This window comes from Ruegeria sp. K5 (assembly GCF_056531805.1).
The window spans coordinates 278,672-294,251 of record NZ_JBQFML010000005.1; the positions used below are offsets into that span (position 1 = coordinate 278,672).

The 15,580-nt window shown below is 59.2% G+C and carries 14 protein-coding genes, 1 tRNA gene and 1 pseudogene; 9 read left to right on the top strand and 7 right to left on the bottom strand.

Annotation, left to right across the window (positions count from 1 at the left end):
• Nucleotides 1-219: 219 nt before the first annotated feature.
• Entirely contained in the window at nt 220-1,431 is a 1,212-nt protein-coding gene (locus tag ACR0MO_RS15420; protein WP_480892151.1) for an NAD(P)/FAD-dependent oxidoreductase, read from the top strand.
• A 4-nt stretch (nt 1,432-1,435) separates the two neighbouring features.
• Here ACR0MO_RS15420 and ACR0MO_RS15425 read toward each other — a convergent pair whose 3' ends face one another.
• Entirely contained in the window at nt 1,436-2,140 is a 705-nt protein-coding gene (locus tag ACR0MO_RS15425; RefSeq protein ID WP_170622931.1) for an SDR family oxidoreductase, read from the bottom strand.
• A 104-nt stretch (nt 2,141-2,244) separates the two neighbouring features.
• On the opposite strand from ACR0MO_RS15425, the gene ACR0MO_RS15430 reads away from it, so the two are divergent.
• The 5 genes from ACR0MO_RS15430 to ACR0MO_RS15450 all read left to right on the top strand — a co-directional run bounded on the left by ACR0MO_RS15430 (nt 2,245) and on the right by ACR0MO_RS15450 (nt 7,094).
• Complete coding sequence (locus ACR0MO_RS15430; protein WP_170622933.1) at nt 2,245-3,096, top strand: LysR substrate-binding domain-containing protein; 852 nt, start codon at nt 2,245-2,247, stop codon at nt 3,094-3,096.
• Nucleotides 3,097-3,258: 162 nt separating this feature from the next.
• Nucleotides 3,259-4,125: an FAD binding domain-containing protein gene (locus ACR0MO_RS15435; RefSeq protein WP_170622934.1), complete on the top strand. Its 867-nt coding sequence runs from the start codon at nt 3,259-3,261 to the stop codon at nt 4,123-4,125.
• Complete coding sequence (locus ACR0MO_RS15440; protein WP_170622937.1) at nt 4,122-4,601, top strand: (2Fe-2S)-binding protein; 480 nt, start codon at nt 4,122-4,124, stop codon at nt 4,599-4,601. Before ACR0MO_RS15435 ends, ACR0MO_RS15440 begins: the two co-directional genes overlap by 4 nt.
• Entirely contained in the window at nt 4,601-6,856 is a 2,256-nt protein-coding gene (locus tag ACR0MO_RS15445; protein ID WP_170622938.1) for a xanthine dehydrogenase family protein molybdopterin-binding subunit, read from the top strand. Before ACR0MO_RS15440 ends, ACR0MO_RS15445 begins: the two co-directional genes overlap by 1 nt.
• The gene (locus ACR0MO_RS15450; RefSeq protein WP_170452499.1) at nt 6,849-7,094 is read left to right on the top strand and encodes a MoaD/ThiS family protein; all 246 of its coding nucleotides are present in this window, start codon (nt 6,849-6,851) and stop codon (nt 7,092-7,094) included. The genes ACR0MO_RS15445 and ACR0MO_RS15450 overlap by 8 nt, the downstream gene beginning before the upstream one ends.
• Here the strand turns inward: ACR0MO_RS15450 and ACR0MO_RS15455 are convergent.
• On the bottom strand, nt 7,091-7,798 hold the full coding sequence (locus tag ACR0MO_RS15455; protein ID WP_170622939.1) for a DUF374 domain-containing protein: 708 nt from the start codon (nt 7,796-7,798) through the stop codon (nt 7,091-7,093). The two genes, ACR0MO_RS15450 and ACR0MO_RS15455, sit on opposite strands and share 4 nt — an antisense overlap.
• A gap of 142 nt (nt 7,799-7,940) precedes the next feature.
• Between ACR0MO_RS15455 and ACR0MO_RS15460 the strand changes: the two genes are divergently transcribed.
• Nucleotides 7,941-8,016: transfer RNA gene (locus ACR0MO_RS15460), tRNA-Trp, on the top strand.
• A 482-nt stretch (nt 8,017-8,498) separates the two neighbouring features.
• Here ACR0MO_RS15460 and ACR0MO_RS15465 read toward each other — a convergent pair.
• Entirely contained in the window at nt 8,499-8,894 is a 396-nt protein-coding gene (locus ACR0MO_RS15465) for a hypothetical protein (protein ID WP_170622941.1), read from the bottom strand.
• Between the two features lie 420 nt (nt 8,895-9,314).
• Complete coding sequence (locus ACR0MO_RS15470; protein ID WP_480582521.1) at nt 9,315-10,499, bottom strand: hypothetical protein; 1,185 nt, start codon at nt 10,497-10,499, stop codon at nt 9,315-9,317.
• Between the two features lie 393 nt (nt 10,500-10,892).
• Between ACR0MO_RS15470 and lptF the strand changes: the two genes are divergently transcribed.
• On the top strand, nt 10,893-12,032 hold the full coding sequence (gene lptF / locus ACR0MO_RS15475; protein WP_480626321.1) for an LPS export ABC transporter permease LptF: 1,140 nt from the start codon (nt 10,893-10,895) through the stop codon (nt 12,030-12,032).
• Nucleotides 12,033-12,034: 2 nt separating this feature from the next.
• Here lptF and ACR0MO_RS15480 read toward each other — a convergent pair whose 3' ends face one another.
• Nucleotides 12,035-12,862 (bottom strand): LysR family transcriptional regulator, encoded by an 828-nt coding sequence (locus ACR0MO_RS15480; RefSeq protein ID WP_170736377.1) that lies wholly within the window; start codon nt 12,860-12,862, stop codon nt 12,035-12,037.
• Nucleotides 12,863-12,962: 100 nt separating this feature from the next.
• Here ACR0MO_RS15480 and ACR0MO_RS15485 point away from each other — a divergent pair, with 100 nt between their 5' ends.
• The gene (locus ACR0MO_RS15485) at nt 12,963-13,553 is read left to right on the top strand and encodes an HD domain-containing protein (protein WP_170453136.1); all 591 of its coding nucleotides are present in this window, start codon (nt 12,963-12,965) and stop codon (nt 13,551-13,553) included.
• Here the strand turns inward: ACR0MO_RS15485 and speB are convergent.
• Together speB and nspC are read right to left on the bottom strand one after the other, a co-directional pair.
• Complete coding sequence (gene speB / locus ACR0MO_RS15490; RefSeq protein ID WP_170452487.1) at nt 13,550-14,392, bottom strand: agmatinase; 843 nt, start codon at nt 14,390-14,392, stop codon at nt 13,550-13,552. The genes ACR0MO_RS15485 and speB overlap by 4 nt on opposite strands.
• Nucleotides 14,389-15,513 (bottom strand): annotated as a pseudogene (gene nspC / locus ACR0MO_RS15495) (carboxynorspermidine decarboxylase); the annotation flags it as partial. The gene speB and the pseudogene nspC, both read right to left, overlap by 4 nt.
• Between the last annotated feature and the right edge of the window lie 67 nt (nt 15,514-15,580).

Genomic DNA, 15,580 nt, shown 5'->3' on the forward strand with positions numbered 1-15,580 from the left:
CAGCTTGCAGAGGGCGTTTGTTCAGGCCCACAGGGTCATATTCAGCGCTGCCATCGAAATTTGCGCCGACACGACCCTGACAACCCCGTTCCTCTTTCCTCATCTTGAGTTGCTGCCACCTTGCGCGCTAATGCTGCGGGCAAGGATGAAAGGTGACCCGTGACCAACCCCGAAAACTCTCTGTGGCGCGAGACATGCCGTGAAGACCTGAACGCCGAAATGCTCTCGGCCCATGTGACGGTGGACCTGGCCGTAATCGGGGGCGGGTACACCGGCTGTTCCGCTGCGCTGCACGCTGCGAAATCCGGCGCGACGGTCTGTCTGTTGGAGGCGCAGGACATCGGCCATGGCGGCTCGGGGCGGAATGTCGGGCTGGTCAATGCGGGCCTTTGGTTGCCCCCCGACGACATTCGCAAGCACTTGGGTCAGGCAACTGGCGACCGCCTGATTGACCTTCTGTCCCAAGCACCGACCGAGGTCTTTGCCCTGATCGAAAAGCACCAGATCGATTGCGAGCCGGTGCGGAACGGAACACTTCACTGCGCGCATTCACCTGCCGGGTTGCGCGATCTGAAAACCCGCCACGCGCAGCTTAGCGCGGCGGGCGCTCCGGTCGAGCTGTTGTCGGCCCGGACCGCAGCGCAGAGAACCGGTAGCGATGCGTTCCATGGGGCGCTGTTTGATCCTCGGGCCGGTACGATCCAGCCACTGTCCTATGTGCAGGGTCTGGCGCGAGTGGCGCGTGAGTCGGGTGCGCAGATTTACACCAACAGTCCGGTTCGCAACCTGCGCCGGGAAGGTGAGGTTTGGGTTCTGGAAACCCCCGGTGGATCGGTGCGCGCAAGGGCGGTCATACAAGCCACAAACGCCTATCACCAAGGCATCAAGGACACCGCGCCCGCCTATGTGCCGGTCTACTACTTTCAATATGCGACTGCGCCTTTGTCCCACAATCTGCGCAACAGCATTCTGCCGCAGGGCGAAGGGTGCTGGGATACCGGCCTGATCATGACATCGTTCCGGCTGGATCAGGACGGACGCATGATCATTGGCGGGATGGGGGATCTAAGCCATGCTGGCCGCGCGGCCCATACAGGATGGGTCAGTCGCAAATTGGCCGAACTGTTTCCGCACCTATCGGATCAACCATTGGTTCAGGGCTGGCACGGGCGGATAGCCATGACGTCGGATCATATTCCCAAGATCACTCAGCTTGGCCCAAACGCCCTGTCCGCCCATGGGTTTTCCGGGCGCGGCATCGGGCCCGGCACGATGTTCGGGCGGTTGATGGCTGAAAGCCTTTTGACAGGGGATTTCTCATGCCTGCCGGTGCCAGTCGTATCCGAGCACCGCGAAAGCTGGACGCGCCTGCGCCGTGCTTATTTCGAAACCGGCGCGGCGCTGACGCATCTGATCAAGGCGCGGCTCTGATACGTCAGACCGAGCGGGTGATACCGCCATCGACCCGGATGTTTTGTCCGGTGATGTATCCGCCTCCCTCAGAAGCCAGCAGAGAAATCACCGGCGCGATTTCGTCGCGACTGCGCCCATAGCGGCCCATCGGAATCCTGTCGCGGAAGTCCTGTTTCTCGGGCAGGCTGTCGATGAAGCCGGGCAGCACATTGTTCATGCGGATGTTGTCTGCCGCGTATTTGTCGGCATAGAGCTTGGTGAAAGCCGCGAGGCCAGAGCGAAATACGCCCGAGGTCGGAAAGGCCGGGTCCGGTTCGAATGCGGCGAAGGTTGAGATATTGATGATCGATCCACCGCCTTGGGCCTGCATGATCGGGGTCACCAGCCGGGTCGGGCGGACGGCGTTTAGAAAATACACCTCCATCCCCAGATGCCAGTCGTCATCCGACAGATCCAGCACCGCGCCTTTTGGGCCATGCCCGGCTGAATTGACCAGAACGTCGATCCGCCCCCAATGGGACATGGCCGCATCCACCAGCCGTTGCAGATCGTCGTTGGATTGGTTGGACCCGGTTATACCGACGCCACCCAGTTCCCGGGCCAATGCCTCGCCTTTGCCGGATGAGGACAGGATACCGGTTTTGAACCCGTCAGCGGCCAGCCGACGGGCCGCGTCAGCGCCCATCCCGCTGCCGCCGGCTGTGATCAGGGCAACTTTTTCGGTCATTTTCGCGCTCCAATTTGCATCTTTCCTGAGAATGAGCCGCGGCGCTGCGTTTGACCAATCAGTTCTTCTGCTCTAAGCCTGTAGAAAATCTACTGTGTGCGGATATGCCAGCCCTTCCACCTCTGAACGCTTTGCGTGCTTTTGAAGCTGCGGCCCGACATCTGAATTTTCGCCTTGCGGCGGAAGAACTGGGCGTTACGCAAGGGGCTGTGGCGCAGCAGGTTCGAGGGCTTGAGGCGCGCTTGGGCATTGCCCTGTTCGATCGGATGCCGCGCGGTCTGCACCTGACGGAAGAGGGCCGCAAACTCAGCGCGCCTCTAAAACGCGCGTTTCGCCTGATCGAAAACGCGGTGGAAGAGGCGGCAGACCAGCGTCGGATCACGATATCCGTGACACCCAGTTTTGCGTCGAAATGGCTGGTGCCCAGGCTGTCGGATTTCACGGCGAAGCACCCGGAAATTCAGGTTCAGATCGATGCGCAGGAACATCTTGCCGAATTTGGAAAAGACGGTGCCGACATCGCTGTGCGCCACGGTCAATCGCATCTGACATCCGATCTGCGGGCCGAGCCCTTGTTTTCGACCGAGCTTATTGTCGTCTGCGCGCCAGATCTGGCCGGGCGCGTGTCTGATGTGCGGGATTTGATGGGGCAGACGTTGCTTAGCGATTCACATGGTCTTTGGCCGCTGTTTCTGGAACATGCCGGGGTGGACGGAAGGCCGCGCATGATGACGTTCAACCACACCAGCCTTGCAATTGACGCGGCTGTGGCGGGGCAGGGGTTTGCCCTGGCAGATGCGGCGCTTGTCGGGTCCGAACTGACCTTAGGCCAGTTGGTCAAACCCTTCGAACAGGTGCTAAGCGGTGATCCGGGGTTTTACATCGTGACCCCGAGGAAGCCGCGCCAGCCCAAACTGGTCGACGCGATGCGGCGTTGGTTGCTGTCACAGGTCTAAGCGCCCATAGCACGCTCGGCGGACCAAGCGTTTGCTGTTCCCCCGACCGTGCAAAATGGGACCGCGAAAATTTACCATTCCAGCCATAGACGCGGGCATTAGGCTCCTCTAACGTCGCCCCGATCCCCAGTGAACCCTGACAAACAGGCGCGAGGTAAATTCATGGATTATCACAGTCCTGCCAGCTTTGCCGAAGCATCGGCCCTGGCGGCAAACGCAACGGGCATAACACGATTTCTGGCAGGCGGCACCGATGTTTTGGTGCAGTTGCGCGCCGAGCTGGTGACGCCCGACACGCTGATCGATGTCAAGAAAATCAACGGTGTGCATGACATCACCCGCAACGCGGATGGCAGTTGGACGCTGGGCGTGGCAACCACCGGCGCGGAAATGAGCGAGCATGCCGAACTCGGCCGCGACTGGCCCGGCGTGGTCGAGGCGATGGATTTGATCGGCTCGACTCAGGTTCAGGGGCGCGCGACGCTGACCGGCAATCTGTGCAACGGGTCGCCTGCGGCGGACTCGGTGCCTGCCATGGTGGCTGCGGGTGTGACGGTCACGGTCACCGGACCGGATGGCACCCGAGAGGTCGCGGTTGAGGATATTCCGACCGGACCGGGCAAAACCTCGCTGGCGAAGGGAGAGTTGGTTTCAGCGGTTAACATCCCTGCCCGTGGTGACAACGCAGGCGACGCCTATCTGCGGTTCATTCCGCGGACCGAGATGGATATTGCGGTTGTCGGCGTCGGTGTCAGTCTGCGTCTGGACGGCGATACCATCACCGAAGCGCGTGTGTCTTTGGGTGCTGTGGCACCGACTGTTCTGCTGGTGGAAGACTGCGCCACGGCGATCATTGGCAGCACGCTGGACGATGCAGCGCTGGACGCGCTGGCCGCTGCGGCCTCTGCCGCCTGCAACCCGATTGACGACAAGCGCGGCACAATTGAATTCCGCACCGAGGTCGCAGGCGTTCTGGCCAAGCGCGCCGCGAAAATCGCCTATGCCCGTGCGAAGGGAGAAAATGTATGAGCAAGCTCCACGTATCCACATCCGTGAATGGGGACACGGTCGAATACCTGTGCGACCCGCGCGAAACACTGCTGGACTGTCTGCGCGACAAACTGAACCTGACCGGCGCGAAAGAGGGCTGCGGCACCGGAGACTGCGGGGCCTGTTCGGTGACCGTTGACGGTCGTCTGGTCTGTTCCTGCCTTGTGCTGGGGGTCGAAGCGGACGGCAAACAGATCGAAACCGTCGAGGGGATTGCAGACGGTGACGTACTGCATCCATTGCAGCAGAAGTTCATCGAGCACGCTGCCCTGCAATGCGGCATCTGCACGCCCGGCATTCTGGTGGCGGCCAAATCGCTGCTGGAAAAGAACCCGGACCCGACCGAGGAAGAGGCGCGGTATTGGCTGGCAGGCAACCTCTGCCGCTGCACCGGGTACGACAAGATCATTCGCGCCGTGATGGAAACGGCAGCAGACCTGCGGGAGGCGTCATAATGGCTCTGGACGATCGCAAATCTGATTTCACCTTTGTTGGCACCCGCCCGAACCGCCCCGATGGTTTGGACAAGGTCACGGGCCGCGCCAAGTTCGGCGCGGATATGTCGGCACCTGGCATGTTGCACGGCGCGGTTCTGCGCTCGCCCCATGCCCATGCGCGGATCGTGAAGATCGACACCTCAAAGGCCGAGGCGCACAAGGACGTCAAAGCCGTCGTGACACGCGCCGATTTCGCCGACGTGCCCTTTGCCCCCGGTCTGGCGGGCGAGTTCTGGAACGTGCTGGAAAACGTCATGGCCGGTGAAAAGGCGCTGTATGACGGTCATGCCGTGGCGGCAGTCGCCGCAAGTTCGGCTTTGGCGGCCCGCGATGCGCTCAAGCTGATCGAGGTTGAATACGAGGTCCTGCCCCATGTCACCGATGTAGACAAAGCGATGGCAGCGGACGCGCCGGTGATCCGCGAAGGGGCTGCGGATTACTCGGTGCCGCAAGGCATGCATACGAACGTTGTCCGCTATCACGAAAGCGGCCATGGCGATGTCGAGGCTGGCTTTGCCGAGGCTGATCTGGTCATCGAGGACAGCTTTGTGACCGAGGCGACCCATCAGGGCTATATCGAACCACATGCCTGTCTGGGTATGTTGGGCAATGACGGCAAGGGTGAGTTGTGGTGCACCACCCAAGGCCACTGGATCGCACAGAAAACCTGCGCCGCGCTGTTGGGCATAGAGACCTCGCAATTGCGCGTAACCGCGTCGGAAATCGGCGGAGGGTTCGGCGGCAAAACCACCGTTTTCATCGAGCCCGTCGCGCTGGCGCTGAGCCGCAAGGCCAACCGCCCGGTCAAGATCGTGATGTCCCGGTCCGAGGTGTTCCGGGCCACCGGCCCGACCTCATCCGCGTCGATGGATGTGAAAATCGGGATGAAGAAGGACGGCACCATTTCGGCGGCGCAGGGCGTGTTCCGTTTGCAAGGCGGGGCCTTCCCCGGTGCGCCGGGCGACATGACTGCCATGTGCGCCTTTGCGCCCTACAACCTGACCAACGTCAGGCAGATCGGTTACGACGTTATGGCCAACCGCCCGAAGCAGGCGGCCTATCGCGCGCCGGGGGCTCCGATGGGGGCCTTTGCCGTCGAATCGGTGATCGATGAGCTGTGCAACAAGCTGGGCCTCGACCCGGTCGAAGTGCGCCTGAAAAACGCCGCGCATGAGGGCACAAGGGCCAGTTACGGGCCAACCTATGAACGCATCGGTCTGGTTGAAACGCTGGAAGCCGCCAAGGCGCATCCTCACTACGCGGCCCCGCTGAAACCGGGGCAGGGGCGTGGGATTTCTTGCGGGTTCTGGTTCAACCACGGCGGCGAAACCTCGGTATCGCTGGCGCTGTCCGAGGACGGCTCGGCCCAGTTGATGGTCGGAACGCCCGATATTGGCGGCTCGCGCGCGTCCATGGCGTTGATGGCGGCCGAAGTGCTGGGCATTCCGTACGAGAACATCCGCGTCACCATCGCTGACACGGCAACGCTGGGCTATAACGACGTCTCGCACGGAAGTCGCGTGACCTATGCCAGCGGTCTGGCGACCATCAAGGCGGCGAAACACGCGGTTGAAAAGCTGTGCGAACGCGCGGCGGCCAAATGGGGCATCCCTGTGGACGCGGTGAAATGGGAAAACGGCTGCGCGGTGCCTTCCGGGCCCAACGCGGGCGATTTCGACCCCTTACCGCTGGCCGATATCACGGCGAACATGGGTCGCACCGGCGGTCCGATCTCGGGGCATTTCGAGGCCACCCCCGAAGGCGCGGGCGTGTCCTTCGGCACCCATATCGTCGATGCCGAGGTCGATCCGGAAACCGGCAAAACCTCGATCACCCGCTACACGGTCATTCAGGACGCAGGCAAGGCGATCCACCCGGCATATGTCGAAGGCCAGTATCAGGGCGGGGCCGCACAAGGCATCGGCTGGGCACTGAACGAGGAATACATCTATGGCGAGGATGGACGGCTGCAGAACTCGGTCTTCCTCGACTACCGCATCCCGGTCGCCAGCGACCTGCCGATGATCGACACGGTGATCGTCGAGGTTCCCAACCCCGGCCATCCGTTTGGTGTGCGTGGGGTCGGCGAGACAGGCATCGTGCCGCCCCTCGCTGCCATCGCCAATGCGGTGTCGAACGCGGCAGGGGTTCGGATGAAACAACTGCCCATGTCACCGCCGCGGATTCTGGCTGCGTTGAAGGACAATGATTGACGTCCACCTCTGGTCCAGCCTCCGGTCACTGACCGGGGGCAGGCAAGTGGTGACGGTCGAAGCCGCCACCACCGGAGAGCTGTTGAGCGCCCTAGTGCGCGCCCACCCGCAATTGCAGGCCCCCATCGACGCGGGGGTGTCCATCGCCATCGACGGGCGCGTCATTGCCACCGGCCTGACCGAACCCATCCCGGAAGGCAGCGAAGTCTATCTGATGCAGAGGTTGCGGGGCGGCTAGCCCTTTGGCGTCCACGGCGCGCGCCCGACCATACGGTCAGCCTCGGCTGTGATGTCGTTCATATGCGCCTCAAGGCTGAGGCGAAGGGTCTCAAGGGTGTCTTCGCTGGCCTTGCGCGGTACGGTTTCCGTCCACTCACGGCACAGAAACACGCCTTCGTTGCGCCACGGGCGCGGCATCAGCAACCGGTCCCAGGTTCCCGCCTCGCGCCCGTGTTTGGCGGAAAAAGTGATGCCGAACACGCGCTTGCCCGAGGTGCGCGCCCATACCAGAGGCACGGTCGACAGAACCCGTTCCGGCCCTCGCGGACCGTCCGCGGCGATTCCGATGGAAATGCCCTGCTTCACCTTTCCGATCACTTCGCGCGACACGGCAATATTGTTGGAATTTTTGCTGGTCATGGCGATCGTGTCCATGCCGAACAGCTTCTGCACCCGACCTACCATGCTGCCTGCCCGCGCCGAGGACGTAATTGAACAGATGCGCCCTTTATCCAGCGGAAAGAAATAAGGGGATTGGGCCAGCCGCTGGTGCCAGAGGACGACAATGACCGGCTCACCCTGTTCGGCCAGCTGGTCCAGCTCCTCATACCCGATGCGCTGCCAGCGCGTGTTGCGGTTGACCATCCGGATATAGCTGGCAATCCGCCGCGCGGTCCAGTTCAGTACGGCTTCGCTGTCTGCGATCTTCTTGCGGAGGCTCACACCGGGTTCCTTTTGCTGACCAGACCTTGTCTTACCCAACTGCACGGCCCGCGCAACTTGTTTGTCAGATTGCGAAGTATGAGAGATTGTAAAAAAGCCTCTTGAGTCCGCCGCGCGGCTGGCCTATTTGGGGCCTCACCATAGGGGTATAGCTCAGTTGGTAGAGCGACGGTCTCCAAAACCGTAGGTCGCGGGTTCGAACCCTGCTGCCCCTGCCATTTCCAAACCAATCACGTAACTGTATCACCGCGCTCGTCACTGACCTCGGCGCGTTTTTTGTGCGTTTGAAAGAGCGTGTGAAGCAGGGTTCAAATCAAGCCCGGCATCGTTTCCACCTTATTAGGTGGTCGGCCAGGTTTCAGGGAGAACCTTTGCGGCCAGCGAGCAGGACCCAGCAAAATGCGGGGTTTGTACACGTCATTGCTGAAAGAGCTGGGCCACAACAACGGTAAGGACAAAGAAACTGCCATCACCATTTGGTCTGTAGGTCAGCGTAACATCCTGGGCTCTCGCTGTTAGTCCCTGTTGATTAGAGCGAAAGAGGGGTTGCAAACTTTGCCAACCCAGCGACAGCAATTGGGGTCGCAAATACTGATACCCCGGTGGGCGTAGTACATAGGCCATAGGTCGGCAAACAGGAAACTGCCTTAACGCGCCTGACGAGCGAATTTAGGGCCGGTGCGGCGAAATGCCGAGCAAATTAATCGGCCAGACCTTCTTTCTTGGCGTCAGCCTCAAGGTCTTTCCAGAATTTCAGCGTGGACTTGAAAGTGGATTCCAGTTCTTTTTCGACGGCCTGCGCCGGTTTCGGTGGCAGTTTGGCCAAGGCTTTTTTGACACGCTGTTTGGCCTTCTGAATTTGACCCACCCTCTGTTTGATCCGCGCCTTTACTTCCTTTTTTGCCTTTTCCACTTTTGCGTCGGACATTGCTTTTTGCACTTCCTCCAGCCCTTCTTCAGCGCACATTTCCACGACCGCTTGCTCTACTTCGGCATAGGCTTTTTTCTCGGGTGCTGGCGCTTGTTTCACGGACCATTTCGCTTTTGCTAGGGCCGTTTCGGCACGTTTCTTCGCTTTTTTCGCGCTGTGTTTCACGGCTGCCGGCTTTTTCTTTTTTCAGAATGCGTTGACCTTCTTTTGCGTTTGAGGATCAAGTTTAGGCATGGGTTACTCCATTGAACGGACTATGAAATTTGAGGTGGGCGCCAGGGCTTGAAATATCTGGGTATCGTTCAGGCGCGCCATATTTGAAATAATCTTAACTCGAGTCCGCATTCCGACAAAGGAACCAATTCACATAGGAAATACACGAAGGCTAGAGAGGCTGGGTGAGCCCTTGCCTAAACCTTGCTGTTGGGACGCAGGCCACGAGCAGCCTGCCACCGGATGGGGCGAGTTGCTTTCCTGCATTGAGGGAAGGGTGGGGCAAGATGTGCCGGGGGCCTAACCTTCGCGAACAGCACCTGCAACCACGTAAGGCACTGGTTTCGCTGAGTAGAGTTGCAGAAAGTCGCTCTAAAGCCGTTTGACGACTCTGTGGTACAACTTTTTCAATGGATGTCGCCGAAGGTTGGCAAGCTTTGTCTCCAACAAATTTGTCTTTCTTGTTTCTACCTCAAGGCGCTCTTCCAACTCCTTGCGACTCAACCTTGCATGCTTGGTGCCAGCTGGGTTCAATCCCCGGAAATCACGTCTTTTTTCATTTTCAACGTATCTAAAGAAGACGGCCATAATTCGCATTAGGGTTTGAGTTTCGTCTTCTTGGTTGTCCTGTTCTGCCGTTGGCTCGGTGAGTGGGCTTCCCTTGATTTGTTGATTAATAAGTGCCGTTTGTTTTGCAAACTTCTGATTGACGATAGCAATGTCATCCGGTGATGGACCATGACTAAATTCGAGTTCCGGGGAAGCCTCGATCAGACGATCCGCAATCAGCGGATAAGTTGCATGATCAAATACGCCGTTTATCATTCGAAGAAACTGACTTTCGCGTTCAGTTAACGATCGATTGACCCTGAGAGGGCTCACTGTTGGCCAGTTCCCAGGTGGTAGGTTCAGAACCTTTTCCAAGAAGAAGCTGCATATGTCGCGTTTGGCATCGTCGTAGTTAAAGACATCAAAGGTCAAACCCAATCTTTGGGCGGCTAAAATCTCTTCCATAGTTGCGCCCATAGTGTCTTCTGCGGCTTCAATAAACTGACGAAAGTCACCGGTAAATCGACCGCGTTTGATGCCTTGCTGCCAGCTTGAAAATAATAGCTCACTGTAGTTTCTGGCAAAAAACACGATGTGAGTTGCAAAGCCCAAGTTTTGCAACTCCAACGCAAATTCTTTCAAACGCTTGCTGTCAAAAGCCTGCAGGAATTCGCTTGAGATCAGGACATGCGGCTCATTCCTTTGAAACACCGCCAAATTTCGAGCGACAAAGTCGCCTACCGTTTCTCGAACAGCCTCTTTTCTTTTGAAGATACTTGTTTCTTCGATGTCTTTTGCCAGGACGGAACCCAGGGGCGTACCGTTGCCGCCTGTGGCCTTTCCCTTGATAGCATCGGTCAAATCGACCAGAGGTGGATAGTAGATTCCCGCTTGAGATAGCTCTTCAGTGTGTCGGGCAAAAAACGTCTGAAGTGCGGACGTGCCTGTTTTGGCGTGCCCCACGTGCAAATAGACTATCTTCTTATTAGCTTCTTCCTGATTTGCCACGTCGCCCTCTGCTATGTGTTGAACCTTGTTCCCACGTGGAAATTTGGCCCTGCTTCTTATTTTGCCACCAATCGCGCGACCGAACCGCGTTTTCATGGCATTGCCGACAATCAGATACCTGACCAAGAATTCAACTTTGTTTAAACAGCGTCACAGTTGGAAAGCCAAGCCAGTGAGGGCTGCCGCCGTTGGCTAGCCTCAGATCGGCCACTTGGCTACTGCTACATGTTACAAGTCTATTGGTAAGCCCGAAGCGTGCAGATTGGCTGCCTGCCGCTGTCACTTCCCCTAAACAGGTATCTTGGGCGCGGGCGTTCATCGCGCGGAACCCGGTTTCCTCTGGCGGATGAATGGCCTAATGTCCCGGCAGAACAGAAACCGGAAAGAGGGCCCATGTCGCGTTTCGATGGATATTTCCTGCGGCAATTGCTGATTCTGTTCGGCTTTTTCACTCTGGTCCTTGTCGGGGTCTTCTGGATTACCCGGTCTGTCAGCCTGTTTGACAGCGTGATCAGCGGCGGGCAGTCGGCCATGGTGTTTCTGGAATTCACTGCGCTGACCTTGCCAACTCTGATCCGCACCGTGATGCCAATGGCGGTGTTTGCGGCGGCGGTGTACGTCACCAACCGTCTGAGCCGGGAAAGCGAGCTGACGGTGATGCTGGCGACCGGGTCCAGCCCCTGGCGGCTGGCGCGGGCGGTGGTTCTGTTCGGCTTGATCACAGGCTTGATGATGGCGGTGATCAGTGTGTTTCTGCGCCCGGCCTCGGTCGAACAGCTTGAGATCAGACAAGCCGAGGTTGCAGGCGACGTGACCGCTCAGTTGCTGAACGAAGGCGAGTTCCTGCATCCGGCCGAGAATGTGACCGTCTATATCGGGCGCATCGATCTGGACGGCACGCTGAAAGAGGTTTTTGTCTCGGACCGGCGCGATCCGGACAATGCGGTCAGCTATTCCAGCGCGACCGCCTATCTGGTCAACAACAGCGCGGGCATCCATCTGGTCATGGTGGACGGGGTCGCACTGCGCCTGAACCAAGAGGGTCGGACCCTGTCATCGACTCTGTTTCAGGATGCGTCCTACGACATCTCGGACCTTACGCGATCCGGTGGCATGACTCGCCGCAGCCTCGAGGCGATTTCAACCGCCGAGCTGATTTATGACATGAAGTCGGTGGAAGAGGCCGAACGGCACAGCCGGGGCCATCTGGTCGAAGAGTTGCACCAGCGATTCTCATGGATTGCCATTTGCATAGCGGTGTCGCTGGCAGGGTATTCGACCCTGATGCTGGGCAGCTTTTCCCGCTTTGGCCTTTGGCCCCAGATTCTGGGCGCCTTTACTATCCTGGTCCTGCTCGAAGGGGTTCGAGGTTTCGTGTCACCAGTTGTCATCGATGATCCAAGGCTGTGGGGTCTGCTTTACGTTCCCGCTGTTATCGGAGTGATCGTGTCGGCGCTGTTCCTGCTGATCGCGGGCAGGCCTTTGTTGCGCAAGCGGGCACGGGACGGGACGCCATTGCCCTCGCCAGCCTGAGATCACTGGCGGAGGTCAGACAGGCATTGCAGGATGTTCTCGACCTCTTCATTGTCCGCGCGCACCACCAGATACACCGGCAGCATCAAATCGCGCGCGCCCGTCACGCGCAATAACTCGCCCGAGTTCAAATGCTGCGTGATGACATAGTCGGGGAAATATCCATAGCCGCCGCGCTGTAGAAGATAGCGCAGGGCCATCAGGCAATTGCCCAGAAATATCGTCTGCCCGGATGCGCGGCGCGCGGTGGATCTGACGTGATCCTGATAGGCCTCGCCCAGTTCTATGTTGACGAAAACCTGATCGGATTCCGTGTTCGTCTTGCTTTCAACCAGACACAGGCGTTCTGGCGGAAGTTCGTGACAGATCACGCGCCGGTCCACGGGTCTTTCGTGGGTCAGGGCGGCATCCAGAACATGGGTTGCAACCGCATCGACCATGTTCAGGTCGTGGTCATAGTTCAAGGTCAGCAGCAATTGCCCGAACCGCTGTTCGAAGCGCACGGCCAAATCCACCAGCAACGGGTCCCACACGCTGAGTTGGGCACCAAGGCGCAGCGCCAGCCGGTTGTGAACCTGATCGGGCAGATCATTGGCTGCAAAGGACCACAGGGACAACATCTGCTCGGCATAGGGTTTGAACTGACGGCCATACTCGGTCAAAGCCGTCCCTCCGGCCCCGCGCGAGAACAGGGGTTTGCCCGCCGCCTCTTCAAGCGCGCGTATCCGGGCGCTGACGGCGGTTTGTGTGACGTTCAGCTTGCGGGCGGCAGCGTGAAATCCGCCGGTCTCTGCCACACATAGAAAAGTTTCCAGAGCTTTGGTTTGCATATCGAAAGTATTTTTTGATCAATCCGATAAAATCAATTCATTTTTTTGGATGGTCAGCGTGCAGTATTCTGATGCCAACACGCAAGCCAAAGGACATGTCATGCTGGACAAAAGCCACAAACCCACCTGGACCAGTTTCGAAGAGGCGACCAAAGCCGACTGGGACGCCGTGATGGAGTATGAAGAGGCGTATAATGCGGCCCTGCCGGATCGGATCCTGGATGCAATCCGGTCGCTGGACGAGGACTGGACGCCCTATCCGGTGAACCGTTATCAGCACAGCCTGCAAGCCGCGACACGCGCTTATGAGGATGGGGCGGATGAAGAACTGGTGGTTGCCGCGCTGATCCATGACACGGGCGATATTCTGTCGCCGTACAACCACGGAGAGCTGTCAGCGGCGATGATGAAGCCCTATGTCAGCGAGAAAACCTATTGGATTCTCAAACATCATTGCGTGTTCCAAGGGTACTATTACAACCATCACCTTGGCGGCGACCGCAACGCGCGCGACAGGTATCGCGACAGCCCCTATTGGGAGGACTGCCGCCATTTCTGCCATGAATACGATCAGAAAGCGTTCGACCCGGACTATCCGACCAAACCGCTGGAATTCTTTGAACCCATGCTGCGCCGTGTCCTGAACAAGGGCGAAGGGCACATGGAACTGAACGAAACGGCCGAGGGTTAACAGGCCGCCATCAGGCGATAGACGATCTGTGCGGCGGTAAAGTCCCAGGCGGCATTGCCGTCCGGGGCCAGTTCGACCACGTCGAAGCCCACGCATTTGCGCCCCTTCAAGGCGTGCTCGACCAGCCGCAGCGCCTGATAATAGCCCAGGCCACCGGGAACGGGCGTACCCGTTGCGGGCATCTGTGACGGGTCCAGCCCATCCACGTCAAAGCTGACATAGACCAGTTCGGGGAAATCCTCGGGCAGGTCCACGGCATGGATATTGCCGGTGACCAGTTCCTCGGCATCCACGTGGAAGACGTGGTTTTTCAGGCGGCTTTGCGCCTCTTCGGTGGAAAAGGCGCGCACGCCGAACTGGGCTAGCCGGATGCCTTCTTCGGCCAATAGATGCATGACCGAGGCGTGGGAATGTTTTTCACCCTGATAGGCGTTGCGCAGGTCGGCATGGGCGTCGATCTGGACGATGCCGATGGGCTGGTTCAGCGCCCGCGCCACCCCCATCACCGCGCCGTAGCTGAGCGAATGCTCGCCGCCCAGCGTCACCGGCACTTTGCCTGCACGAATGGCGGATTCGGTGCGCTGGGCGATGCGTTCCATGATTTCGGACAGGGCGGCGTCGCAATCGACGGGCTCTTCGGTAAAGATGCCCTCGACGCAGGGTTCGGCGTGGCCGGTGATGCGTTCCAGCTCGCTGCTGGCCTCGATGATCGCTTCGGGGCCTTTGGCGGTGCCCGAGCCGTATGAAACGGTGCGTTCCAGCGGCACCGGGATCACGCGGAAACGGGCGTCTTCGCTGCGCTCGGATGCGGTCAGTTCACTGTCGAGGAAAATGCTCATGAGAGGCGGTCCTTAAAGTCGTCATAGCCGAACTGTTTGATGATCTTCAGCGCATCCGTTTCGCTGTTCCATAGGGCGATGGTCGGCAGGGGAACACCGTTGAAGGTGTTTGTTTTGACCATCGAGTAATGCGCCTGATCGAGGAAGGCGAAACGCTGGCCGATCTCCAGCGGTTTGTCCCATGTGTAATCGCCGATCACGTCGCCCGCCAGACAGGACGGACCCCCGAGGCGGTAGGTATGGCCAGCCTCGGCCTCGTCCATCAGGGCGGGGCGATAGGGGGCTTCGATCACGTCGGGCATATGGCATGTGGCCGAAATATCGGTGATTGCAAGGTTCATGCCATTGGTGGGCAGGTCGAGGATTTCACCTACCAGTATGCCCGCGTCCAGCGCGACGGCCTCACCGGGTTCGAGATAGACGTCGATGTTGTGTTTTGCCCGGATCGCCTTGATGAAAGCGACCAGCCCGTCGCGGTCATAGTCATCGCGGGTAATATGATGGCCGCCACCGAAGTTCAGCCATTTGAGCTGGTCCATGAACGGGGCGAGTTTGGGTTCGACGGCGGCCCATGTGCGCTGTAACGGCTCGAAGCCCTGTTCGCAGAGGGTGTGCATATGCAGGCCGTCGACTCCTTGCAGCGTCTCAGAGGTCATTTGGCTGACCGGCGTCCCAAGGCGCGAGCAGGGCGCGCAGGGGTCGTATTTGGGGATCTCGCCTTCGGAATGTTCCGGGTTGATGCGCAGGCCCACCTGCACATTGGCGGCTTGGGCTTTGGCGAGAAAGCGGTCCTTCTGGGCCGGGCTGTTGAAGATGATGTGGTCGGACAGCGACAGGATTTCATCCATGTCGGCGTCTTTGTACCCGGCGCAGAAGGTGGCGACCTCACCGCCATATTCTTCGCGGCCCAGACGTGCCTCGAATATGCCGCTGGCGCAGGTGCCGCCGAGATGCTGACGCACCAGCGGGGCCAGCGAGAACATCGAAAACGCCTTGAGCGCGCAGAGGACATGCGCGCCGGACCGTGCGCCGATATCGGCGAGGATGGTCAGGTTGCGTTCGACCGCCCTTTCATCGACCACGAAGCAGGGCGTGGGGACGCGGGCGAGGTCGAAATTGCGGTCTCGCCGTCCCCGCGCCCACTCGGGTCGAGCCGGACAGCACCTCGGGCGGGGTACTCAGGCAAAT